Source organism: Thermosynechococcus sp. M98_K2018_005, assembly GCF_015295825.1.
In the GTDB taxonomy this organism is placed as follows: Bacteria; Cyanobacteriota; Cyanobacteriia; order Thermosynechococcales; family Thermosynechococcaceae; genus Thermosynechococcus.
Map to the genome: position 1 here is coordinate 28,826 of NZ_DVEH01000027.1, position 16,687 is coordinate 45,512.

The 16,687-nt window shown below is 53.8% G+C and carries 15 protein-coding genes and 2 tRNA genes; 10 read left to right on the top strand and 7 right to left on the bottom strand.

Annotated elements, in window-relative coordinates; genetic code table 11:
- Positions 1-15 precede the first annotated feature (15 nt).
- Genes purL through IGQ15_RS03475 form a run of 4 tightly spaced genes read left to right on the top strand, consistent with a single transcriptional unit; the run spans position 16 to position 6,255 of the window.
- On the top strand, positions 16-2,301 hold the full coding sequence (purL, locus tag IGQ15_RS03460; RefSeq protein ID WP_297048698.1) for a phosphoribosylformylglycinamidine synthase subunit PurL: 2,286 nt from the start codon (positions 16-18) through the stop codon (positions 2,299-2,301).
- On the top strand, positions 2,302-3,750 hold the full coding sequence (gene purF / locus IGQ15_RS03465) for an amidophosphoribosyltransferase (RefSeq protein ID WP_297048699.1): 1,449 nt from the start codon (positions 2,302-2,304) through the stop codon (positions 3,748-3,750).
- Complete coding sequence (locus IGQ15_RS03470; RefSeq protein WP_297048701.1) at positions 3,747-5,597, top strand: prolyl oligopeptidase family serine peptidase; 1,851 nt, start codon at positions 3,747-3,749, stop codon at positions 5,595-5,597. Before purF ends, IGQ15_RS03470 begins: the two co-directional genes overlap by 4 nt.
- Positions 5,598-5,604: 7 nt before the next feature.
- Positions 5,605-6,255: a riboflavin synthase gene (locus IGQ15_RS03475; RefSeq protein WP_297048703.1), complete on the top strand. Its 651-nt coding sequence runs from the start codon at positions 5,605-5,607 to the stop codon at positions 6,253-6,255.
- Positions 6,256-6,260: 5 nt separating this feature from the next.
- Here IGQ15_RS03475 and tsf read toward each other — a convergent pair whose 3' ends face one another.
- Entirely contained in the window at positions 6,261-7,187 is a 927-nt protein-coding gene (gene tsf, locus IGQ15_RS03480; protein WP_297048705.1) for a translation elongation factor Ts, read from the bottom strand.
- Between the two features lie 17 nt (positions 7,188-7,204).
- Complete coding sequence (rpsB, locus tag IGQ15_RS03485) at positions 7,205-7,996, bottom strand: 30S ribosomal protein S2 (RefSeq protein ID WP_297048707.1); 792 nt, start codon at positions 7,994-7,996, stop codon at positions 7,205-7,207.
- Positions 7,997-8,213: 217 nt separating this feature from the next.
- Between rpsB and IGQ15_RS03490 the strand changes: the two genes are divergently transcribed.
- The 6 genes from IGQ15_RS03490 to IGQ15_RS03515 all read left to right on the top strand — a co-directional run bounded on the left by IGQ15_RS03490 (position 8,214) and on the right by IGQ15_RS03515 (position 12,158).
- Positions 8,214-9,668 carry a ParA family protein gene (locus tag IGQ15_RS03490; RefSeq protein ID WP_297048709.1) on the top strand — a complete coding sequence of 485 codons (1,455 nt, stop codon included), beginning with the start codon at positions 8,214-8,216 and terminating at the stop codon, positions 9,666-9,668.
- Positions 9,652-9,882, top strand: coding sequence for a hypothetical protein (locus IGQ15_RS03495; RefSeq protein ID WP_297048711.1), 231 nt, complete (start codon positions 9,652-9,654; stop codon positions 9,880-9,882). The genes IGQ15_RS03490 and IGQ15_RS03495 overlap by 17 nt, the downstream gene beginning before the upstream one ends.
- 197 nt (positions 9,883-10,079) lie before the next feature.
- Positions 10,080-11,090 (top strand): TOBE-like domain-containing protein, encoded by a 1,011-nt coding sequence (locus IGQ15_RS03500; protein ID WP_297048712.1) that lies wholly within the window; start codon positions 10,080-10,082, stop codon positions 11,088-11,090.
- Positions 11,091-11,160: 70 nt separating this feature from the next.
- Positions 11,161-11,232 (top strand) — tRNA-Gln (locus IGQ15_RS03505).
- Positions 11,233-11,249: 17 nt separating this feature from the next.
- Entirely contained in the window at positions 11,250-12,032 is a 783-nt protein-coding gene (locus tag IGQ15_RS03510) for an HAD family hydrolase (protein WP_297048715.1), read from the top strand.
- Between the two features lie 54 nt (positions 12,033-12,086).
- Positions 12,087-12,158: transfer RNA gene (locus tag IGQ15_RS03515), tRNA-Lys, on the top strand.
- A 6-nt stretch (positions 12,159-12,164) separates the two neighbouring features.
- On the opposite strand, the gene IGQ15_RS03520 is transcribed toward IGQ15_RS03515, so the two are convergent.
- The 5 genes from IGQ15_RS03520 to IGQ15_RS03540 all read right to left on the bottom strand — a co-directional run bounded on the left by IGQ15_RS03520 (position 12,165) and on the right by IGQ15_RS03540 (position 16,376).
- Entirely contained in the window at positions 12,165-13,010 is an 846-nt protein-coding gene (locus tag IGQ15_RS03520; RefSeq protein WP_297048716.1) for a PspA/IM30 family protein, read from the bottom strand.
- Between the two features lie 47 nt (positions 13,011-13,057).
- Entirely contained in the window at positions 13,058-13,837 is a 780-nt protein-coding gene (gene fabI / locus IGQ15_RS03525) for an enoyl-ACP reductase FabI (RefSeq protein WP_297048718.1), read from the bottom strand.
- Between the two features lie 57 nt (positions 13,838-13,894).
- The gene (locus tag IGQ15_RS03530) at positions 13,895-14,920 is read right to left on the bottom strand and encodes an aromatic ring-hydroxylating dioxygenase subunit alpha (RefSeq protein ID WP_297048720.1); all 1,026 of its coding nucleotides are present in this window, start codon (positions 14,918-14,920) and stop codon (positions 13,895-13,897) included.
- 87 nt (positions 14,921-15,007) lie between these two features.
- The gene (locus IGQ15_RS03535; protein WP_297048721.1) at positions 15,008-16,051 is read right to left on the bottom strand and encodes a photosynthesis system II assembly factor Ycf48; all 1,044 of its coding nucleotides are present in this window, start codon (positions 16,049-16,051) and stop codon (positions 15,008-15,010) included.
- Positions 16,041-16,376, bottom strand: coding sequence for a rubredoxin (locus tag IGQ15_RS03540; RefSeq protein ID WP_149819429.1), 336 nt, complete (start codon positions 16,374-16,376; stop codon positions 16,041-16,043). The genes IGQ15_RS03535 and IGQ15_RS03540 overlap by 11 nt, the downstream gene beginning before the upstream one ends.
- Between the last annotated feature and the right edge of the window lie 311 nt (positions 16,377-16,687).

The following is a 16,687-nucleotide window of genomic DNA, read 5'->3' on the forward strand; positions in this document are numbered from 1 at the left end:
GCCTAAATCATCGCCATGAGCCAAACGCCCCTCGTCACTGAGGCTGAGATTGCTGCTGAAGGCCTCAAACCCCAAGAGTACACCGAAATTGTCCGCCGCCTTGGTCGCCATCCCAACCGCGCGGAATTGGGCATGTTTGGGGTGATGTGGTCAGAGCATTGCTGCTACAAAAACTCCCGTCCCCTGCTCAAGCAGTTTCCCACCCAAGGGCCACAGGTACTGGTCGGTCCCGGTGAGAATGCCGGCGTGGTGGACTTAGGGGATGGCTTGCGCCTTGCCTTTAAGATTGAGTCCCACAATCATCCCTCGGCCATTGAACCCTTTCAGGGAGCAGCCACTGGGGTGGGGGGGATTCTACGGGATATTTTCACGATGGGGGCGCGTCCCATTGCCCTGCTGAACGCCTTGCGCTTTGGCGATCTCAAGGAAGCCAAAACCCAACAATTGGTGAAAGGAGTCGTGGCGGGTATTGCCCACTATGGCAACTGTGTCGGTGTGCCCACGGTGGGGGGCGAGGTTTATTTTGACCCTTGCTATGCCGGTAACCCCTTGGTGAATGTCATGGCCTTGGGCCTCATGGAAACTCCAGAAATTGTCAAGTCGGGAGCGAGTGGCATTGGCAATCCCGTGCTGTATGTGGGCTCCACAACGGGTCGTGATGGCATGGGGGGGGCTAGTTTTGCCAGTACCGAACTCACCGATGAATCAATGAGTGATCGCCCCGCCGTCCAAGTGGGGGATCCCTTCATGGAAAAATGCCTTATTGAAGCCTGTCTGGAAGCCTTTCAAACTGGGGCAGTGGTGGCCGCCCAAGACATGGGGGCAGCGGGCTTGACCTGCTCGACTTCGGAAATGGCTGCCAAAGGCGGTGTCGGTATTGAACTGGACTTGGACAAAGTGCCCGTACGGGAACAGGGGATGGTGCCCTACGAGTTTCTGCTTTCGGAATCCCAAGAACGGATGCTGTTTGTGGCAGTCCAAGGGCGGGAGGCAGAATTGATTGAGATTTTCCATCGTTGGGGCTTGCAGGCGGTGGTTGTGGGTCGGGTCATTGCTGAGCCGCTAGTGCGGGTGCTTTACCGTGGCGAGGTGGCCGCAGAGGTGCCTGCCCGTGCCCTTGCTGAAGATACCCCCCTCTATGAGCGGCAGTGCCCCAGTGAGCCGCCAGCCTATGTACAACAGGCGCGGCAATGGTCAGTGGATCAATTGGCGCTACCGGCGCGATCGCCCTCGGAGATCTTGCTCACCCTGCTTGCCACCCCCAGTATTGCTTCCAAGGCATGGGTCTATCGTCAGTACGATCACGAGGTGCAAAACAACACCCTCGTCTTTCCCGGTGATGCCGATGCAGCGGTAATTCGCCTGCGGGGTACCTCAAAAGGAATTGCGGCAACCGTGGATTGCCCCAGCCGCTATGTGTATCTGGATCCCTACGAAGGGGGCAAAGCAGCCGTGGTCGAAGCTGCCCGTAATCTTAGTTGTGTTGGGGCAGAGCCTCTGGCCGTTACCGATAACCTCAACTTTGGCAGTCCAGAAACCCCCGTAGGTTACTGGCAGTTGGCCCATGCCTGTGGGGGTCTGGCCGAGGCTTGTCGTGCCCTACACACGCCGGTTACTGGTGGTAATGTCTCCCTCTACAACGAAACGATTGATAGCAATGGCCAGCCACAGCCCATTTATCCGACCCCCGTAGTGGGGATGGTGGGGTTGATTCCCGACGTGCAGCGGGTTGTCGGTCAGGGCTGGCGATCGCCCGGAGATGCCATTTACCTATTGGGGTTGCCTCTGACCACGCCCTTGAGTGATCCGCGCCTGAGCCTGGGCGGGTCGGAATACCTTGCCCAGATCCATGGCCTTGTGGCGGGTCGTCCGCCTCAAATTGATTTAGACCTAGAGCAGCGAGTGCAGGCGGTGTGTCGCTATGGCATTCAGCAGGGGTGGATTGCCAGTGCCCACGATCTCAGTGAGGGGGGGTTGGCCGTGGCCTTGGCAGAAAGCTGTCTCAGTGGCCAACGGGGGGCAACGATTCAATTGCCAGCGGGTACCTATCCGCGGTGGGATGTGCTACTGTTTGCTGAAGGGGGGGCGCGCATTCTGGTTTCTGTGCCGCCAACGGAACAGACGGTGTGGGAAGCCTATGTGCAAGCGCAACTGCCCAATGCTTGGACACGCCTAGGGGTTGTTAATGGTGAATATACAGAACTGTGTATTGACACCTGTGACAATTCTCCGCTCATCAAGGTTACGATGGAAGAGTTAGCTCTTGCGTGGCGATCGCCCCTGCCGAAGTATTTGGATTAAATGACAGAACAACAATTTGCTGATAAGCCGGAAGAAGCCTGTGGTGTGTTTGGGGTCTATGCCCCCGGGGCAGATGTGGCTCGCCTTACCTACTTTGGTCTCTATGCCTTACAACATCGAGGTCAGGAATCGGCTGGAATTGCCACATTTGCGGGTGACACCGTTCATTGTTATAAGGATATGGGCTTGGTCTCCCAAGTCTTTGACGAAGAGATTCTTGGACGGCTAGTGGGAGATTTGGCTGTCGGCCACAACCGCTACTCGACCACAGGTTCTAGTCGCATTGTCAACGCCCAACCCGTGGTGGTGGAAACTCGCCTAGGGCCTTTGGCCTTAGCCCACAACGGTAACTTGGTGAATACCTACGCTCTGCGCGAACAAGTCCTAGCCTGTGAGGCCCCTACGGCGGTGTTAGCGAGTACAACAGATTCTGAACTGATCGCCTGGGCGATCGCCCAAGCGGTGGCCACGGGCCAATCCTGGTCAGCGGGGATGATTACTGCGGCTCAACAGTGCCAAGGGGCTTTTAGTCTAGTCATGGGTACCCCAGCGGGATTGTTTGGACTGCGGGATGCCCACGGCATTCGGCCCTTAGTGATTGGCCGCCTAATGATAGACGGTACACCCCACTATGTCCTTGCTTCGGAGACCTGCGCCCTTGATATTATTGGTGCCGACTATCTGCGCGATGTGGAGCCGGGGGAACTCGTCCACATTACTGCTGAAGGCATTGACAGTGTGCAATGGGCAGAGTCGCAACGCAAGCTGTGTATCTTTGAGATGATTTACTTTGCCCGTCCCGATAGTGTCATGCAGCGGGAGAGCCTCTATAGCTACCGGCAGCGCTTGGGGTACCAGTTGGGGAGTGAAGCTCCCGCCGATGCCGATGTGGTGATTGCTGTGCCCGATTCGGGTGTGCCAGCGGCCATTGGCTTTTCCCAAGCGACGGGGGTGCCCTACGCCGAAGGTTTGATTAAAAATCGCTATGTGGGGCGCACATTTATTCAGCCCACCCAGTCGATGCGGGAGTCAGGAATTCGGATGAAGCTGAATCCGCTGCGGGATGTGCTGATGGGACAGCGGGTGGTGATTGTGGATGACTCGATTGTGCGGGGCACCACTAGCCGCAAAATTGTCAAGGCGCTGCGGGATGCCGGGGCTGTGGAAGTGCACATGCGTATTTCTTCGCCACCGGTCACTCACCCCTGCTTCTATGGCATTGATACCGATACCCAAGATCAACTGATTGCCGCCACCAAGTCCGTAGCTGAGATTGCCGCTCAGATTGGTGTGGATTCCCTGAGTTACCTCAGTTGGCAGGGGATGATTGCCGCCACCTACGATACGGGCGATCGCTTTTGTTCTGCCTGTTTTACGGGTAAGTATCCCATTAGCATCCCGGAGCCAGTGAAACGGCAAAAGTTGGTGCTTGAGCAAATTCCCCAATGAGTCTGGACTACGGTCACTGGCCTTCCATTCTCTCTGCCGCCGACGTCAGTGCTGCGGCCACCAGTCTCAGTGAATTGCGCTCCACTCCCCTTGGTCTAGTGTGGTTAGAGCGGCGTCCCCAAGAAAAGGGGCGAGTGGTGTTGGTGCGTCAAGGGCAAGAACTTTTGGCTGCCCCCTGGAGTGCGCGATCGCGCGTGAATGAGTATGGCGGCGGTGCCTACTGGTGTGATGGTGATCAGATTTACTTTGTCAATGATGCCGATCAGGGGATCTATGCCCTTGGGAAACCCAGCCCTCAGCTCATCTACCAAGCGGCGAATACTCGCTTTGCCGATGGCTGCGTCGATCCTTGGGGCGATCGCCTGCTGTGTGTCGAAGAGGCGCATCTTCCAGAGGGTAGCTCACAGCAATCCCTTGTTGCCATTTCCCTATCGGGGGAACGGACTTCCCTGATCGCTGGGGCTGGCTTTTATGCTGCGCCACGCTTGAGTCCAGAGGGCAATACCTTTGTCTGGTTGCAATGGTCAGCACCGCAGATGCCTTGGGATGGCTGTGAATTGTGGGGAGCCAGGGTCAGTAGTAACGGTTCCCTTGGTACCCCCTACCGCATTGCTGGCAGTAGTGAGGAATCTGTGCAGCAACCCCAATGGCAGGGAGAGATCCTTTACTACGTGAGCGATCGCTCTGGCTGGTGGAATCTCTATCGTTACCGTGATGGCCGCCATGAACCCGTTTGGCAGGCCAGCTATGATGCCGGTGTGCCCCTATGGGTCTTTGGTCAATCCACCTATGCCCTTGTGAACGCTGAAACAGCAGTTTTAACCTATAGCGATCGCGGGCTGTGGCGGCTGGCAGTGGTTTCCCTCGCCACGGGTGAGTGGCAAACTGTCCCGACGGACTACACTGAGATTCATTCCCTCATTCGCGTCAGCGATCGCGCCGTTGCCTTCATTGGCAGTTCGCCCCTGTTGTCCCCCCATATTGTTGAGTTCAATCTGGATGACGGCACCACCACACCGCTGCAACCGATTGCTTGTCCCTTGCCACCTGAGTGGGTTTCGCAGCCCGAGGTAATTGAATTTCCCACAACTGAGGGTGCAACCGCCTACGGCTTTTTCTACCCGCCCCAAAATCCCCAAGTACAACCCCCGACAGACTCACGCCCCCCCTTAATCGTGAGAAGTCATGGCGGGCCAACGGCAGCCAGTGCTACAGGTCTCGATTTGCGCATCCAGTTTTGGACAAGTCGTGGCTTTGCGGTGTTGGATGTCAACTATCGTGGCAGTACCGGCTATGGTCGTGCCTATCGCAATGCCCTGCGGGGACAGTGGGGAGTGGTGGATGTGGCCGACTGTGGAGCAGGGGCGCAGTACTTGGTAGCTCAAGGACGAGTGGCTGGCGATTGCTTGGGGATTCGTGGCAGCAGTGCCGGCGGCTATACCACCCTGTGTGCCTTGACATTTACGCAAGTATTCCATGTGGGGGCGAGTTACTACGGCATTGGCGATCTCATTAGCCTGCTCAAGGAGACCCATGCCTTTGAAGCCCATTATTTTGATCAACTGATTGCCCCCTATCCCGCAGAGGCAGACCTCTACCGCCAGCGATCGCCCTTCTACCATGCGGATCGCCTCACCTGCCCAGTGATTTTCTTTCAGGGGCTCAAGGATGTGGTCGTTCCCCCCAGCCAAGCGGAACAGATGGTGGCTGCCCTTCAGGCCAAGGGCATTCCCGTCGAGTATTACACCTTTGCCGAAGAGGGGCACGGCTTCCGCCAAAGCAGCACGATCGCCACCGCCCTTGAGGCAGAATTGAAGTTTTATCAAAGGTATTTACTCAAAGGCTAGAGGAACAATGTTTACTGGCATTATTCAGGCGATCGGTGTGCTCCAGCAACGCTCCGAGTCCCAGTTAGCCATTACTACGACCGATGCCCCTTTCCTTAAGGACGTGGCCATTGGCGATAGTATTGCCGTTGAGGGCGTCTGTCTCACAGTGGAAACCTTTGATACCAAGGGTTTTACGGTCAGTGTCTCCCCAGAAACGCTGCAACGCACCACATTGGCGGCCAAAGCAGCAGCGGGAGCGATGGTGAACTTAGAACCTGCCCTACGAGTCGGGGATAAGGTGGGGGGGCATTTTGTGACCGGTCATGTGGATGGTGTCGGTACTGTACTGGCGATCGCCCCCACAGGCACCAGTTGGGAATTCACCTTCTCTGCTCCTGAAGCGGTAGCGACGTACATTATCCCCAAGGGCAGTATTGCCATCAATGGCATTAGCCTCACCGTTGCCCATTGCAATGAAAAAGGGGATGAATTTAGCATTGCTGTCATCCCCCATACCTACGCAGAAACCACGTTACAATTTCTTAGGGTTGGCGATGGCGTCAACCTAGAGGCGGATCTGTTGGGCAAATATACCCGCAAGTTTCTCCAGCCCCAAGAGGCCTCAACCGCAGTGGAAATTGACCTCGACTTTCTCCAAGCCCATGGCTACGCCTAGGGACATTATTTTTTCTTCTTGGTGGTGCGAGACTTGCCACCAGACTTTTTGGCAGCGGCACCAAATCCCTTGCTTTCAGCCGCAGGTTCAGCTACTGGTTCAGGACTTTCGGCAGCAGGCTCAGCTACTGGTTCCACCGTCTGCTCAGAAACTGCGACAGGTTCTGGGGCTGGCTCATCAGTTGTCGTTTCCGCTGCTGGCTCAGGGGCACTCACTTCAGGAGTTGCGGTTTCGGCCACTTTTGCGGGTGCTTCGGCAGTTTTTGCGGCAGCACTCATGGCTCGGGTTTGAGCGGCCACCTCTTCAGCAAGGTTGGTTTCTTGCTTCTCAATCCCCTCGCCGAGGACAAAGCGTTGGAAGCGACGAATCTGGATATTTTCCCCTAGTTCGGCAATGTGCTCTTTGACCAACTCTTCAACGGTCTTGGACTGATCGCGAATAAAGGGCTGGTTGAGCAGGCACAGCTCCTTGAGGGTTTTCTCCAATTTGCCAGCAACGATTTTCTCCTTGACTTCCGGGGGTTTCCCCTTCAGAGCATCGGAGCCAAGGGCAATCTGGCGTTCTTTTTCCTTGTACTCAGCGGGAATATCATCCACTGAGACAAACTCCACATTGGGGCAAGCGGCAATTTGCTTGGCAATGTCTTGGACAAGGGCTTTGAATTTCTCGTTGCGAGCCACAAAGTCGGTCTCACAGTTCACCTCCACCAGCACGCCAATGCGCCCGCCGGTGTGAATGTAGCTATCCACCAGACCTTCACTGGTCACGCGCCCCGCCTTTTTACCGGCAGAGGCCAGACCCTTTTGCCGCAACCAAGCAATGGCGGCTTCCATATCGCCGTTCGACTCCTGCAAAGCTTTCTTGCAGTCCATCATGCCGGCACCGGTCTTGTCCCGCAGTTCTTTGACTAGTTTGGCTGAAATCTCTGCCATGATCTGTTCCTCAAGGATTAAGCATCAGAGTCATCTGGAATATCTAGGGCTTCAGCATCACCATCGTCGCTGGCGGTCATCCCATCGTCGTCCTCATCAGCGAGATCCGCTTCCGGTTCGTCCAACTGACCATGGCGGCCTTCGTAAATGGCATCGGCTAGTTTACCCACAATCAGCTTAATCGAACGGATGGCATCATCGTTAGCGGGGATGGGAATATCCACTTGGTTGGGGTCACAGTTGGTATCCAGCAGCGCCACGATCGGAACCCCCAATTTGTGACACTCGGCAACGGCGTTGTACTCCCGCTTGACATCAACAATGATTGCGACATCGGGCAGCCGCCGCATCTGTTTGATCCCGCCAAGGTATTTTTGCAAGCGTGCCAGTTCTCGCCGTAGGGCTGAGGCCTCCTGTTTTGGCCGCAGATCAATGAGGCCATTTTCCTCCATGCTTTCTAATTCTTTGAGGCGATCGACACGGGTTTTGATGGTATTCCAGTTGGTGAGCATCCCCCCCAGCCAGCGCTGGTTGACGTAGTAACTACCGCAGCGGAGCGCTTCCTGCTCGACGATGCCGGCGGCTTGGCGCTTGGTACCAATAAACAAAAAGCGTTTGCCTTTTTCGGCGGCGTTGCGGATGTAGTTGTAGGCTTCATCCAACAGTTGGGCGGTTTGTACGAGGTCAATAATGTGCACCCCATTGCGAACCGTGAAGATGTAGGGTGCCATTCGGGGGTTCCAGCGACGGGCTTGGTGACCAAAGTGAACCCCTGCCTCTAGCATTTGGGCAAGGCTAAGAACTGCCATTGAGTTGTACTCCTATGGGTTAAACAACCATCCGTCCATCATCCGGTGAGGACACCCAAGGGGACGAATGTGAAAGATTTGCAGATTTATTATCATAGCCAATGATCAAGGCCGTTGGAAAGCCCGATCCACAATGATTTGGTAGCGTCGCGATCTTGACGCTCGGGGGTGGCCAACCTATTCTGAAAGATTCAAGACGGCTGGGTGGTGCTTAACGTTGGATATTTCCCGCTTGCGATCGCAATGGCAACAAATTCACGGTGACGAAACCTCTGAAGCCGTTATTGAGCAGCACTTTGTGCAACCGCTCCTGAGTATGTTGGGCTTTGGCGATCGCGATCGTGTCTCCTCTTTTGACACAGGTATGGGCATTGCCGATGTGGCAGCCCGTTTTCCCCGGGAGCATCAGCCTCCTTTTTCTCAGATTCAAGTTAACCCCGATTTAATTGTGGAGATTAAACCCCCTGCCCGTCGCTCCCGCAATACCCCCAGTCAAACTGTGGCCTTGAACCTTGAGAATGGGTCTGCGCACCATAGCCGCGCTCTGCAACAACTCCGCCAACTTCTCAGGGGTTGCCATTGCCAAGGAACCACTTGGGGATTAATTACAAATGCCCGCCATCTACAGCTTTTTCAACGCCACGGCCACTTGGTCTATCCAGTAACGCCCAACTATGAACTGACGGGCGATCGCCTTGAGAGCATTATCGACGATCTCAAAACCTGCTTGCGATCGCGCCCCCGTGCCACCACCCTCTGTCTCTATAACCACAAGGGGGGAGTCGGCAAAACCACCACCACAATTAACTTGGGCGCCACCCTTGCTGTGGCAGATGCCGCTGTCTTGCTCGTTGATTGCGACCCCCAAGGGGATCTCAGCCGCGCCCTTGAGCTAACCCCCACAGGTACAACCCTTGCGGCTTGTCTGCAAAACCCTGAGGAGCCGATTACGGCTACGATTCGACCTTTTGACCTGCGCATTCGCACCAGCAGCAGTATCAAGTCTGCCCATATTTTTGATGTCATTCCCGCTGCGCCGCAACTGCAAAGCATCCTCATTCAGGCGATGCAAACCCAACATCCACCCATTACCCGCCTGCGGGAACTCCTCGCCCCCTTGCGCGATCGCTACGACTACATCCTCATTGACTGCCCCAGTGCTTGGCTCTTTTTAAGTAAGAGCGCCGTGTATGCCAGTGACGCCGTTTTGATTCCCACCCGCCACACCGATCTCTCCTCCCTCAACAATGCCGCTCAGGTGATTCACCAATTTCTTTTTAACGAAATTCACACATTGCGCCGCGAAGGGGGGCCCCTTCCTTTGCCTATTTTCTTTAATGGTGCTCCCACAACCGATAAGGCGATGGCTGTTGCTCAAGCAGAAATTGAACGGATTCTCCAGAAACTTCCCCACCTCACTCCCTACTTTTGGCCACAGTATCAAGCCAATGACACAAGCGTATTTGCCATTCCTGAATATGCCATTATTTCCCGTGCTGCCTTTGCCCGTGTTCCTGCTGTCTTCAAAGATAAGCGCGTCTTAGGCTTCTATCAGACATTGGTGCAGGCCTATCTTTGCCCCTTAACTCCTGCCAATGAGACAACCTTCCTAAACCGATCAGAAATTCAACATCGTCGATCAGAAGCTCCAAGCAATGGAGACCAAGTTTGAAGAAAGACTCAATGCAATCGAAGTCAAATTCGATGCAAAATTCAACACAATGGAAGCAACTCTCAATGAACGATTCAAGGCTATTGATGAAAAGTTCAATGTAATAGAGGCCACCATTAACCAAAAATTCAAGGCTGTTGATGAGAAATTTAACACCATGGGCGCAAAAATTGAGGCTGTGCGATTAGAAGTACAGACCAATCGCGAACAGTGAGTGGAGTTAGAAAAACGCCAGCGGTGCGTTGCCATTGGGGGATTGAAAACCAAGTGGACTGGGTGCCGGATGTGGCTTTGACTACCTCGCTCCTCTCCTTGCCACTATCTGAGTATGCGTTTGCCCTGTGGGCAGAGACACAAGACTTCAAAACTACGGTAATCTTATAGAGAAACTAGAGTATTGCTGGCAGTCCTATGGGCATCACTATTGAAAACGTTTCTAAGTCCTTTGGCTCCTTTCAAGCCGTCAAGCAGGTGGATTTGGATATTGCCAGTGGTTCTTTGGTAGCGCTGTTGGGGCCTTCGGGTTCTGGTAAATCAACCTTACTGCGACTGATTGCGGGTCTAGAAATGCCTGACACTGGCCGGATTCTGCTCACGGGCAAGGACGCCACCTATCAAAGTGTCCAAGAGCGTAATATTGGCTTCGTCTTTCAGCACTATGCCCTTTTTAAGCACATGACTGTGCGTCAAAATATCGCCTTTGGCCTAGAGTTGCGCAAGGTGCCCCGTGCCAAGATCAAAGCTCGGGTCGAGGAGTTGCTCGAGTTGGTGCAGTTGGCTGGCTTAGGCGATCGCTACCCCTCTCAGCTCTCTGGGGGACAACGCCAGCGGGTGGCTCTTGCCCGTGCCCTTGCTGTAGAACCAAAGGTGCTGTTGCTGGATGAACCCTTTGGTGCCCTTGATGCCAAGGTGCGCAAAGAACTGCGAGCATGGTTACGTCACCTCCACGATGATGTCCATGTGACAACGGTCTTCGTGACCCATGATCAAGAGGAAGCGATGGAAGTCGCGGATCAAATTGTCGTCATGAACAAAGGTCAAGTGGAGCAGGTGGGCACCCCTGCTGAAATTTACGACCATCCCGCCAGCCCCTTTGTGATGAGTTTTATTGGCCCTGTGAATGTCTTACGCTCCCGCGTCTTCCAGCAAAGTGAAGGCACGGCTGCCCACTGCGATATTTTTCTGCGCCCGCGCGACATCATTATTGAAACGAGTCCCAATGGTAACACCGTCTCAGCTCGCATTCACCGCATCATTCACTTGGGTTGGGAAATTCAGGTAGAACTGCGCCTAGACGATGGGCAGGAATTGATGGCACACCTATCGCGAGAGCGCTTTGACGAACTGCGCCTTGAACCGCAACAGCAGGTCTTTATTAAGCCACGGGAGGCAAAGTCCTTTCCCCTGTACTACAGCATTTAGGCACGAAAAAAAATCAGTCCATCCCTTGAACAAACCAAGCCAAACTTGTTATGCTAACAGAGCGATGCAATGGGGTGTCGCCAAGCGGTAAGGCAGCGGGTTTTGGTCCCGCCATTCGGGGGTTCGAATCCTCCCGCCCCAGTTAGGTTTTAGACAGCAATGCCACAAATATTACCCTCATTACTGGCCTTAGACTTTGATGGCGTCCTCTGCAATGGCCTACGGGAATATTTTCGAACCAGTTGGCGGGTATATCAGCAAGTGTGGCCTGATCAGCCCCTTGTGCTTTCCCTAGAGGAACTAGAAAGGCAATTTGGTCAATTGCGCCCTGTGATTACGGTGGGTTGGGAGATGCCACTCCTATTGCGGGCAATCCTTGAAGGCACCCCTACTCAAGAGATTCTCCAAAACTGGCCAAAGGTGCGTGATTGCCTACTTGCTACCTACCATCTCACTGCCACCGATTTGGGAGAACGAGTGGACGGCCTGCGCGATCGCTGGATTGCAACGGACTGGCAAAGCTGGCTGGCGCTCCATGACTTTTATGAGGGTGTTGTGGCGGCTCTGCAACGCTGGCAAGCCCAAGGACAACCCCTCGCCATTGTCACCACCAAGGAGCAGCGCTTTGTTACCTATTTGCTGAAGCAAGCGGGCATCGCCTTTCCCCCAGAGGCCATCTATGGTAAAGAGCAACAGCAGTCCAAGTCTGTGATTCTTGAAGCGCTTCAGTCAACCTATGGTGCTCCCCTGTGGTTCGTTGAGGATCGCCTTGGGGCACTGCTACAGGTTGCGGCTACACCGGAACTAGAGGAAACAGAACTCTTCTTGGCCACATGGGGCTACACCACCGCTGGCGATCGCGCCCAGGCCGAGGCACATCCGCGTATTCATCTCCTCAGCCGAGAACAATTTTGTGAATTTCCCCGCTGGCTTTCCCCCTAACCCCTTGTCTTTCAAGGGGGTTTTCCCTATACTAAAAAAGCTGTGAAACAGCGCGGGTCGCTAGCTCAGCGGTAGAGCACTCGGCTTTTAACCGATTGGTCTTGGGTTCGAATCCCAGGCGACCCATTTAAGTTAACTCTCCAGTAGGCGGCGGAGTTCTGCCATATCGTCATCAATAGATTTACTCTGAGACGATGCACTGGTGCGTGGCGCGTCCTGCACTTCAGGAGTAGAGACGTTGATATTAATATTTAACTGACTGCTGCCACTGGAGGTCTGGGGAAGTGTCCCCGCAGAGGGAGCATCGGGCAACAAGCCCATCTGCCGCTTCATTTCTAGCAGTTCAAATTCCACATCTTGTTTGTTGGCGCCGCTTTGGAGCGCTTGGAATTTACTTTCGAGAGTATCGCCACTCAGTTCAGCGATCGCTTGAGAGCGGGCTTCCATTTGTAGGACTTTATCTTCCATGCGTTCAAATGCCGCCATCGCATTGGAGGTACCCACCTTGCTGACCGCTTGATGAATCTGCTCTGAGGCCTTGGCTGCACGGGCACGCGCTTTGAGCATTTCCTTCTTCGTTTTGGCCTCAGAAATTTTGCTTTCAAGAGCGGTCAAGTTGTCCTTGAGGGTTTTCACCTGCACCGCCATTTGATCCACTTGGGCTTTAAGGGCGACAGCAGTATCTGCGGCAGTTTTCTTGCGATTCAAGGCTTCGAGAGCCAGTGCTTCATCTCCTCTACTGAGGGCAAGGCGTGCCCGCTCTTCCCACTGCTGGGCATCCTTAAGATTTTGGGTGTACTGTTGTTCGAGTCGTTTTTGGGCGGCAATGGCCTGAGCAACCGCTTGGCGTAACTTTACCAAGTCGGCATTCATATCAATAATCGTTTGCTCAAGAATTTTTTCTGGATCTTCGGCAGCACTGACTAGGGCATTGAGGTTAGAGCGAATCACCATGCCCACACGATCAAGTAAACCCATGCTTTGCCTCGTCAATAACTCGTTGACTCTACTCTAGCGCATGGCCTTCACATTCCCATGATGCAGTAACCCGAATCCACATAGAGAATTTGACCAGTGATGCCACTGGCTAGATCACTGGCAAGAAAAGCTGCTGTGTTGCCCACTTCTGTTTGGGTCACCGTGCGCCGCAGCGGCGCCGTGGCTTCCACATGGTGAATCATGTCGAGAATGCCCCCCACTGCTGAGGAAGCTAAGGTGCGAATCGGACCAGCGGAAATACCATTGACACGGATATTCCGAGGCCCCAGTTCTGCCGCAAGGTAGCGCACATTCATTTCTAGGGCGGCCTTGGCAATCCCCATGACATTGTAGTTCGGCACCACCCGCACACCCCCCAAATAGGTCAGGGTAATGATTGACCCGCCGTTGGTCATCAATGGTTTAGCGGCACGGCTGAGAGAGATGAGGGAGTAGGCACTGATGTCGAGAGCGAGATTAAAGCCTTCAAGGGAGATGGCGGAAAAGTCACCACTGAGATCTTCTTTTTGGGCAAAGGCCAAACAGTGAATCAAAATCTCTAAGCCACCCCAAGTGGATTGAATCGCCGCAAAGGCCTCGTCAATTTGTTGAGGTTGCTGCACATCCAGCGGCAGGAGCAACTTGGGAGCAAGGGGGGCTGTGAGTTCCTCAACCTTTTGCTTCAGCTTTCCCCGCTCGTCGGGAAGATATGTCACTGCCAGTTCGGCACCCGCTGCATGGAGCTGTTGAGCAATCCCCCAAGCAATGGAGCGGTTATTGGCAATGCCTGTCACAAGGGCGCGTTTTCCCGATAGGTCTAGGAGCATAGGTACAGCCGGTGTGAATGATCTAACCCTCTGATCCTACCAGAGGGGCTGCTGCCTTTAGCGCCAGCGCAGAACTTGGGTTTTCAGGGGGTTGACAAATTCCCGTCCCTCTTGGGTGGCTTTTTCGTACTCGCGTTTAACCTGGTAGTACCACTTGGCTTGGTAATCTGCTTCCTTAATAAGGGTCAACGGTGGATTGTACTTCAGGCCTTCGCTCTGCTTGGCCACAATGCGCAAATCTTGGTTCAGAAATTCCCGCGCTAAGGGAGCTAGTAGGAGTTTCAGGGGGGCGAGCCACGGAAAGGTCCAGTAGTAGGTGGCAGTCAGTTCAGTTTCCTGATCGTTGATGGGGGTGAGGGTAATCAGCACACAAAACTTGTGGCGATCGCTATAATTCGTTTCGATGCGAATCCCCGGCAGCCGATAGATAATTTCCACCTCAGGGTGACCGCCTAAAATACGGTGCGCCCAAGATTTGCGCAGCAGGGGATGGCGGCGCATTGTAAAGCCATAGGGCGACGGATCAAAGGTTTTTGCCTTCTCAAAGAGTTTGCCCCGCGTGCGCCACCACCACGCCCTATGGATAAAGGGCGCATGGGAGGGATCCATAAGGTTGATAAACACCTGGTCAAGATGTCCCCGACAGATGAATTTCTGCACGAATTGGGGTTGGGTCTCGGCACTAAATCCGGGAACTAAGGGTACTTCTAAAGCGGGGTCGCTGACATTGCGCTCATTAGCCGGAAAAAAAATCCAGAGATTACCCTGCACCTCCCGCACCGGATAGCTCAAGACACCAAAATGCTTGAGCTCGACATCACTATCACTGGTGAGGGAGGGAATCAGCGTACAGTGGCCGTGGGCATTAAAGCGCCAACCATGGTAGGGGCACTCCACCTCTTCCCCATCAAAGCGACCATAGTGCAGGGGAACACCACGGTGGGGGCAAAGATTGCGCAGGGCAAAGGGTTTACCCGAGGTGGTACGACAAAATAGGATGGGTTCCCCCAGGAGTACTTTGGCTTGAGACTGACGCGGCTTGAGGTCAGTAGCTGGCAGACCATAGTACCAGATATTGCGCAAGAAACCCCTACCCTCATGGAGGGAGAATGAAGTGCTGCTGGAGTTCATAACGAGACTCTACCAGATGCTCCACAGTTATTTTCTAAGTTACGCCGAAGCAGCCGTCAAGTCAGTTACATACCGCAGCAAGATTCCCTTCTGGCCAATAATGAACCCTTGATCGGGACTAAAGAAAAGAATTTTATAAAAGTTGGAGGGGACTTTTTTTACATCCACATCCTGCTGCCACGTTTGGCCGCCATCTTGGCTACAGAGCAGTACGCCAGCACCCCCTGCCAGCCATACTTCATTGGGTGTGCGGTAGGCCAGATCGAGGAAGCCAACGCTATTGCGACGCAGGGGACTCAGGAGTTCTCCCCAATTTTCGGAATTGTCTGGATCAGAGAAGGCAATTTTACCGCCATTGACAATCATCCAGAGCCGACCATCGGGGGTAAAGCCCATATTGTGGACACGGCGCGAGGTGGTACGATTGTGGGGTTCCCAAGCGATTTGTCCCGGTTCCCATGTGGAATAAAAGCTCCCCCGCGAGGAGACAGCCACATACTTACCAGAGGGCGAACGATTGAGGTTGCGCATGACCCCAATAGCTTCTTGGACTAATGCTTGCCAGTTTTTGCCACTATCTTTGGTACGGTAAATGGCGCCTACATCGGTCATCATTTCCGCAGCGCCATTGCCGAGGGCTTTGATCAGGCGGGGTGAGCCGGGAAGTTTGGGATTGAGGGGAATTTGACTCCAAGATTGGCCACCATCGGTCGTGTGCAGCAGAATGGGTGGCTCACCGACAATCCAGCCCTCGTTCCCCTGGAAGCTAACGCTGTTGAAGCGATAGTCGGGATTATCTAAAACCAGCGTGCGGGGTTCCCAAGTTTGACCACCGTCGCGAGTTTCCATCAGTGTGGCATTGGCACCCACCAACCAACCGTGATTCCGGTCAATAAAGCTCATATCGAGAATGGTTGAGGTTGTTGGTAGTTGGATGGCTTCCCAAGGGTTGTAGTCTAAGGCGGGGATGGCAAGGGCAGGGGTACTCAGGCTCACCCAGAGGACAACGGTCACTAGTAGCCAATGCAGGAACTGGATGCCTTTCATTTTTTGCCAATAAGTGTCAATTTGTTTAGCGAACATTATAGAAACTCAGTAGAAAAAGAACGGCAAGGGCAAGACCACCAAAAATGAGGATATTTTTTTGGCCGGGGGTGAGGCGATTCACACCCAAGCCGTAGTTCAGATTTTCCTTGAAGCCTGAGGGAGATCCCACAGGTCCAATGTTGCTAAATTGCTTTTTCGGAGCACTGCACACTGGACACCGCCAGTTCACGGGGAGATCAGCAAAGGCTGTCCCTGGCGGAATCGAGCGATTCTCGTCTCCCTTCGAGGGTTCATAGATGTAGCCGCAGGCACGGCACTCAAACCGATCTAAGGGTGCAACATCAGGGGTTTCGGCGGTCATACCTCAGAAATTTTTAAGATTTGCGACATACATCTTAATACTACGGGATTTAGGGGCGTTTCTTGTGATGAAGACAGGGGGGTTTTCAAGACAATACTGCGAAACCCTAAGACATGTAACGAAAGATCAGACCTTTGCAACATAAATATAAAGAAAAGATTAGGAAAGCTGCCTCTGCCAAGAAGTGATGCCATGATAAGGGTATTCAATTGAGGTCAGCCTATATAGACCTTAACCTTAAATCTCCTTTAATATTCCGTAAAATGCTGGCTTCCATATCACCGAGGGAGGCTGGCATTTTACTTTTAGGG

Bases quoted from the DNA above. Each gene is read 5' to 3' on its own strand.
- purF (WP_297048699.1), top strand. From the start codon at position 2,302: ATGACAGAACAACAATTTGCTGATAAGCCGGAAGAAGCCTGTGGTGTG.
- IGQ15_RS03540 (WP_149819429.1), bottom strand. From the start codon at position 16,376: ATGACCGCCGAAACCCCTGATGTTGCACCCTTAGATCGGTTTGAGTGC.
- tsf (WP_297048705.1), bottom strand. From the start codon at position 7,187: ATGGCAGAGATTTCAGCCAAACTAGTCAAAGAACTGCGGGACAAGACC.
- IGQ15_RS03470 (WP_297048701.1), top strand. From the start codon at position 3,747: ATGAGTCTGGACTACGGTCACTGGCCTTCCATTCTCTCTGCCGCCGAC.
- IGQ15_RS03500 (WP_297048712.1), top strand. From the start codon at position 10,080: ATGGGCATCACTATTGAAAACGTTTCTAAGTCCTTTGGCTCCTTTCAA.
- fabI (WP_297048718.1), bottom strand. From the start codon at position 13,837: ATGCTCCTAGACCTATCGGGAAAACGCGCCCTTGTGACAGGCATTGCC.
- IGQ15_RS03510 (WP_297048715.1), top strand. From the start codon at position 11,250: ATGCCACAAATATTACCCTCATTACTGGCCTTAGACTTTGATGGCGTC.
- IGQ15_RS03520 (WP_297048716.1), bottom strand. From the start codon at position 13,010: ATGGGTTTACTTGATCGTGTGGGCATGGTGATTCGCTCTAACCTCAAT.
- purL (WP_297048698.1), top strand. From the start codon at position 16: ATGAGCCAAACGCCCCTCGTCACTGAGGCTGAGATTGCTGCTGAAGGC.
- IGQ15_RS03535 (WP_297048721.1), bottom strand. From the start codon at position 16,051: ATGTTCGCTAAACAAATTGACACTTATTGGCAAAAAATGAAAGGCATC.
- rpsB (WP_297048707.1), bottom strand. From the start codon at position 7,996: ATGGCAGTTCTTAGCCTTGCCCAAATGCTAGAGGCAGGGGTTCACTTT.
- IGQ15_RS03475 (WP_297048703.1), top strand. From the start codon at position 5,605: ATGTTTACTGGCATTATTCAGGCGATCGGTGTGCTCCAGCAACGCTCC.
- IGQ15_RS03495 (WP_297048711.1), top strand. From the start codon at position 9,652: ATGGAGACCAAGTTTGAAGAAAGACTCAATGCAATCGAAGTCAAATTC.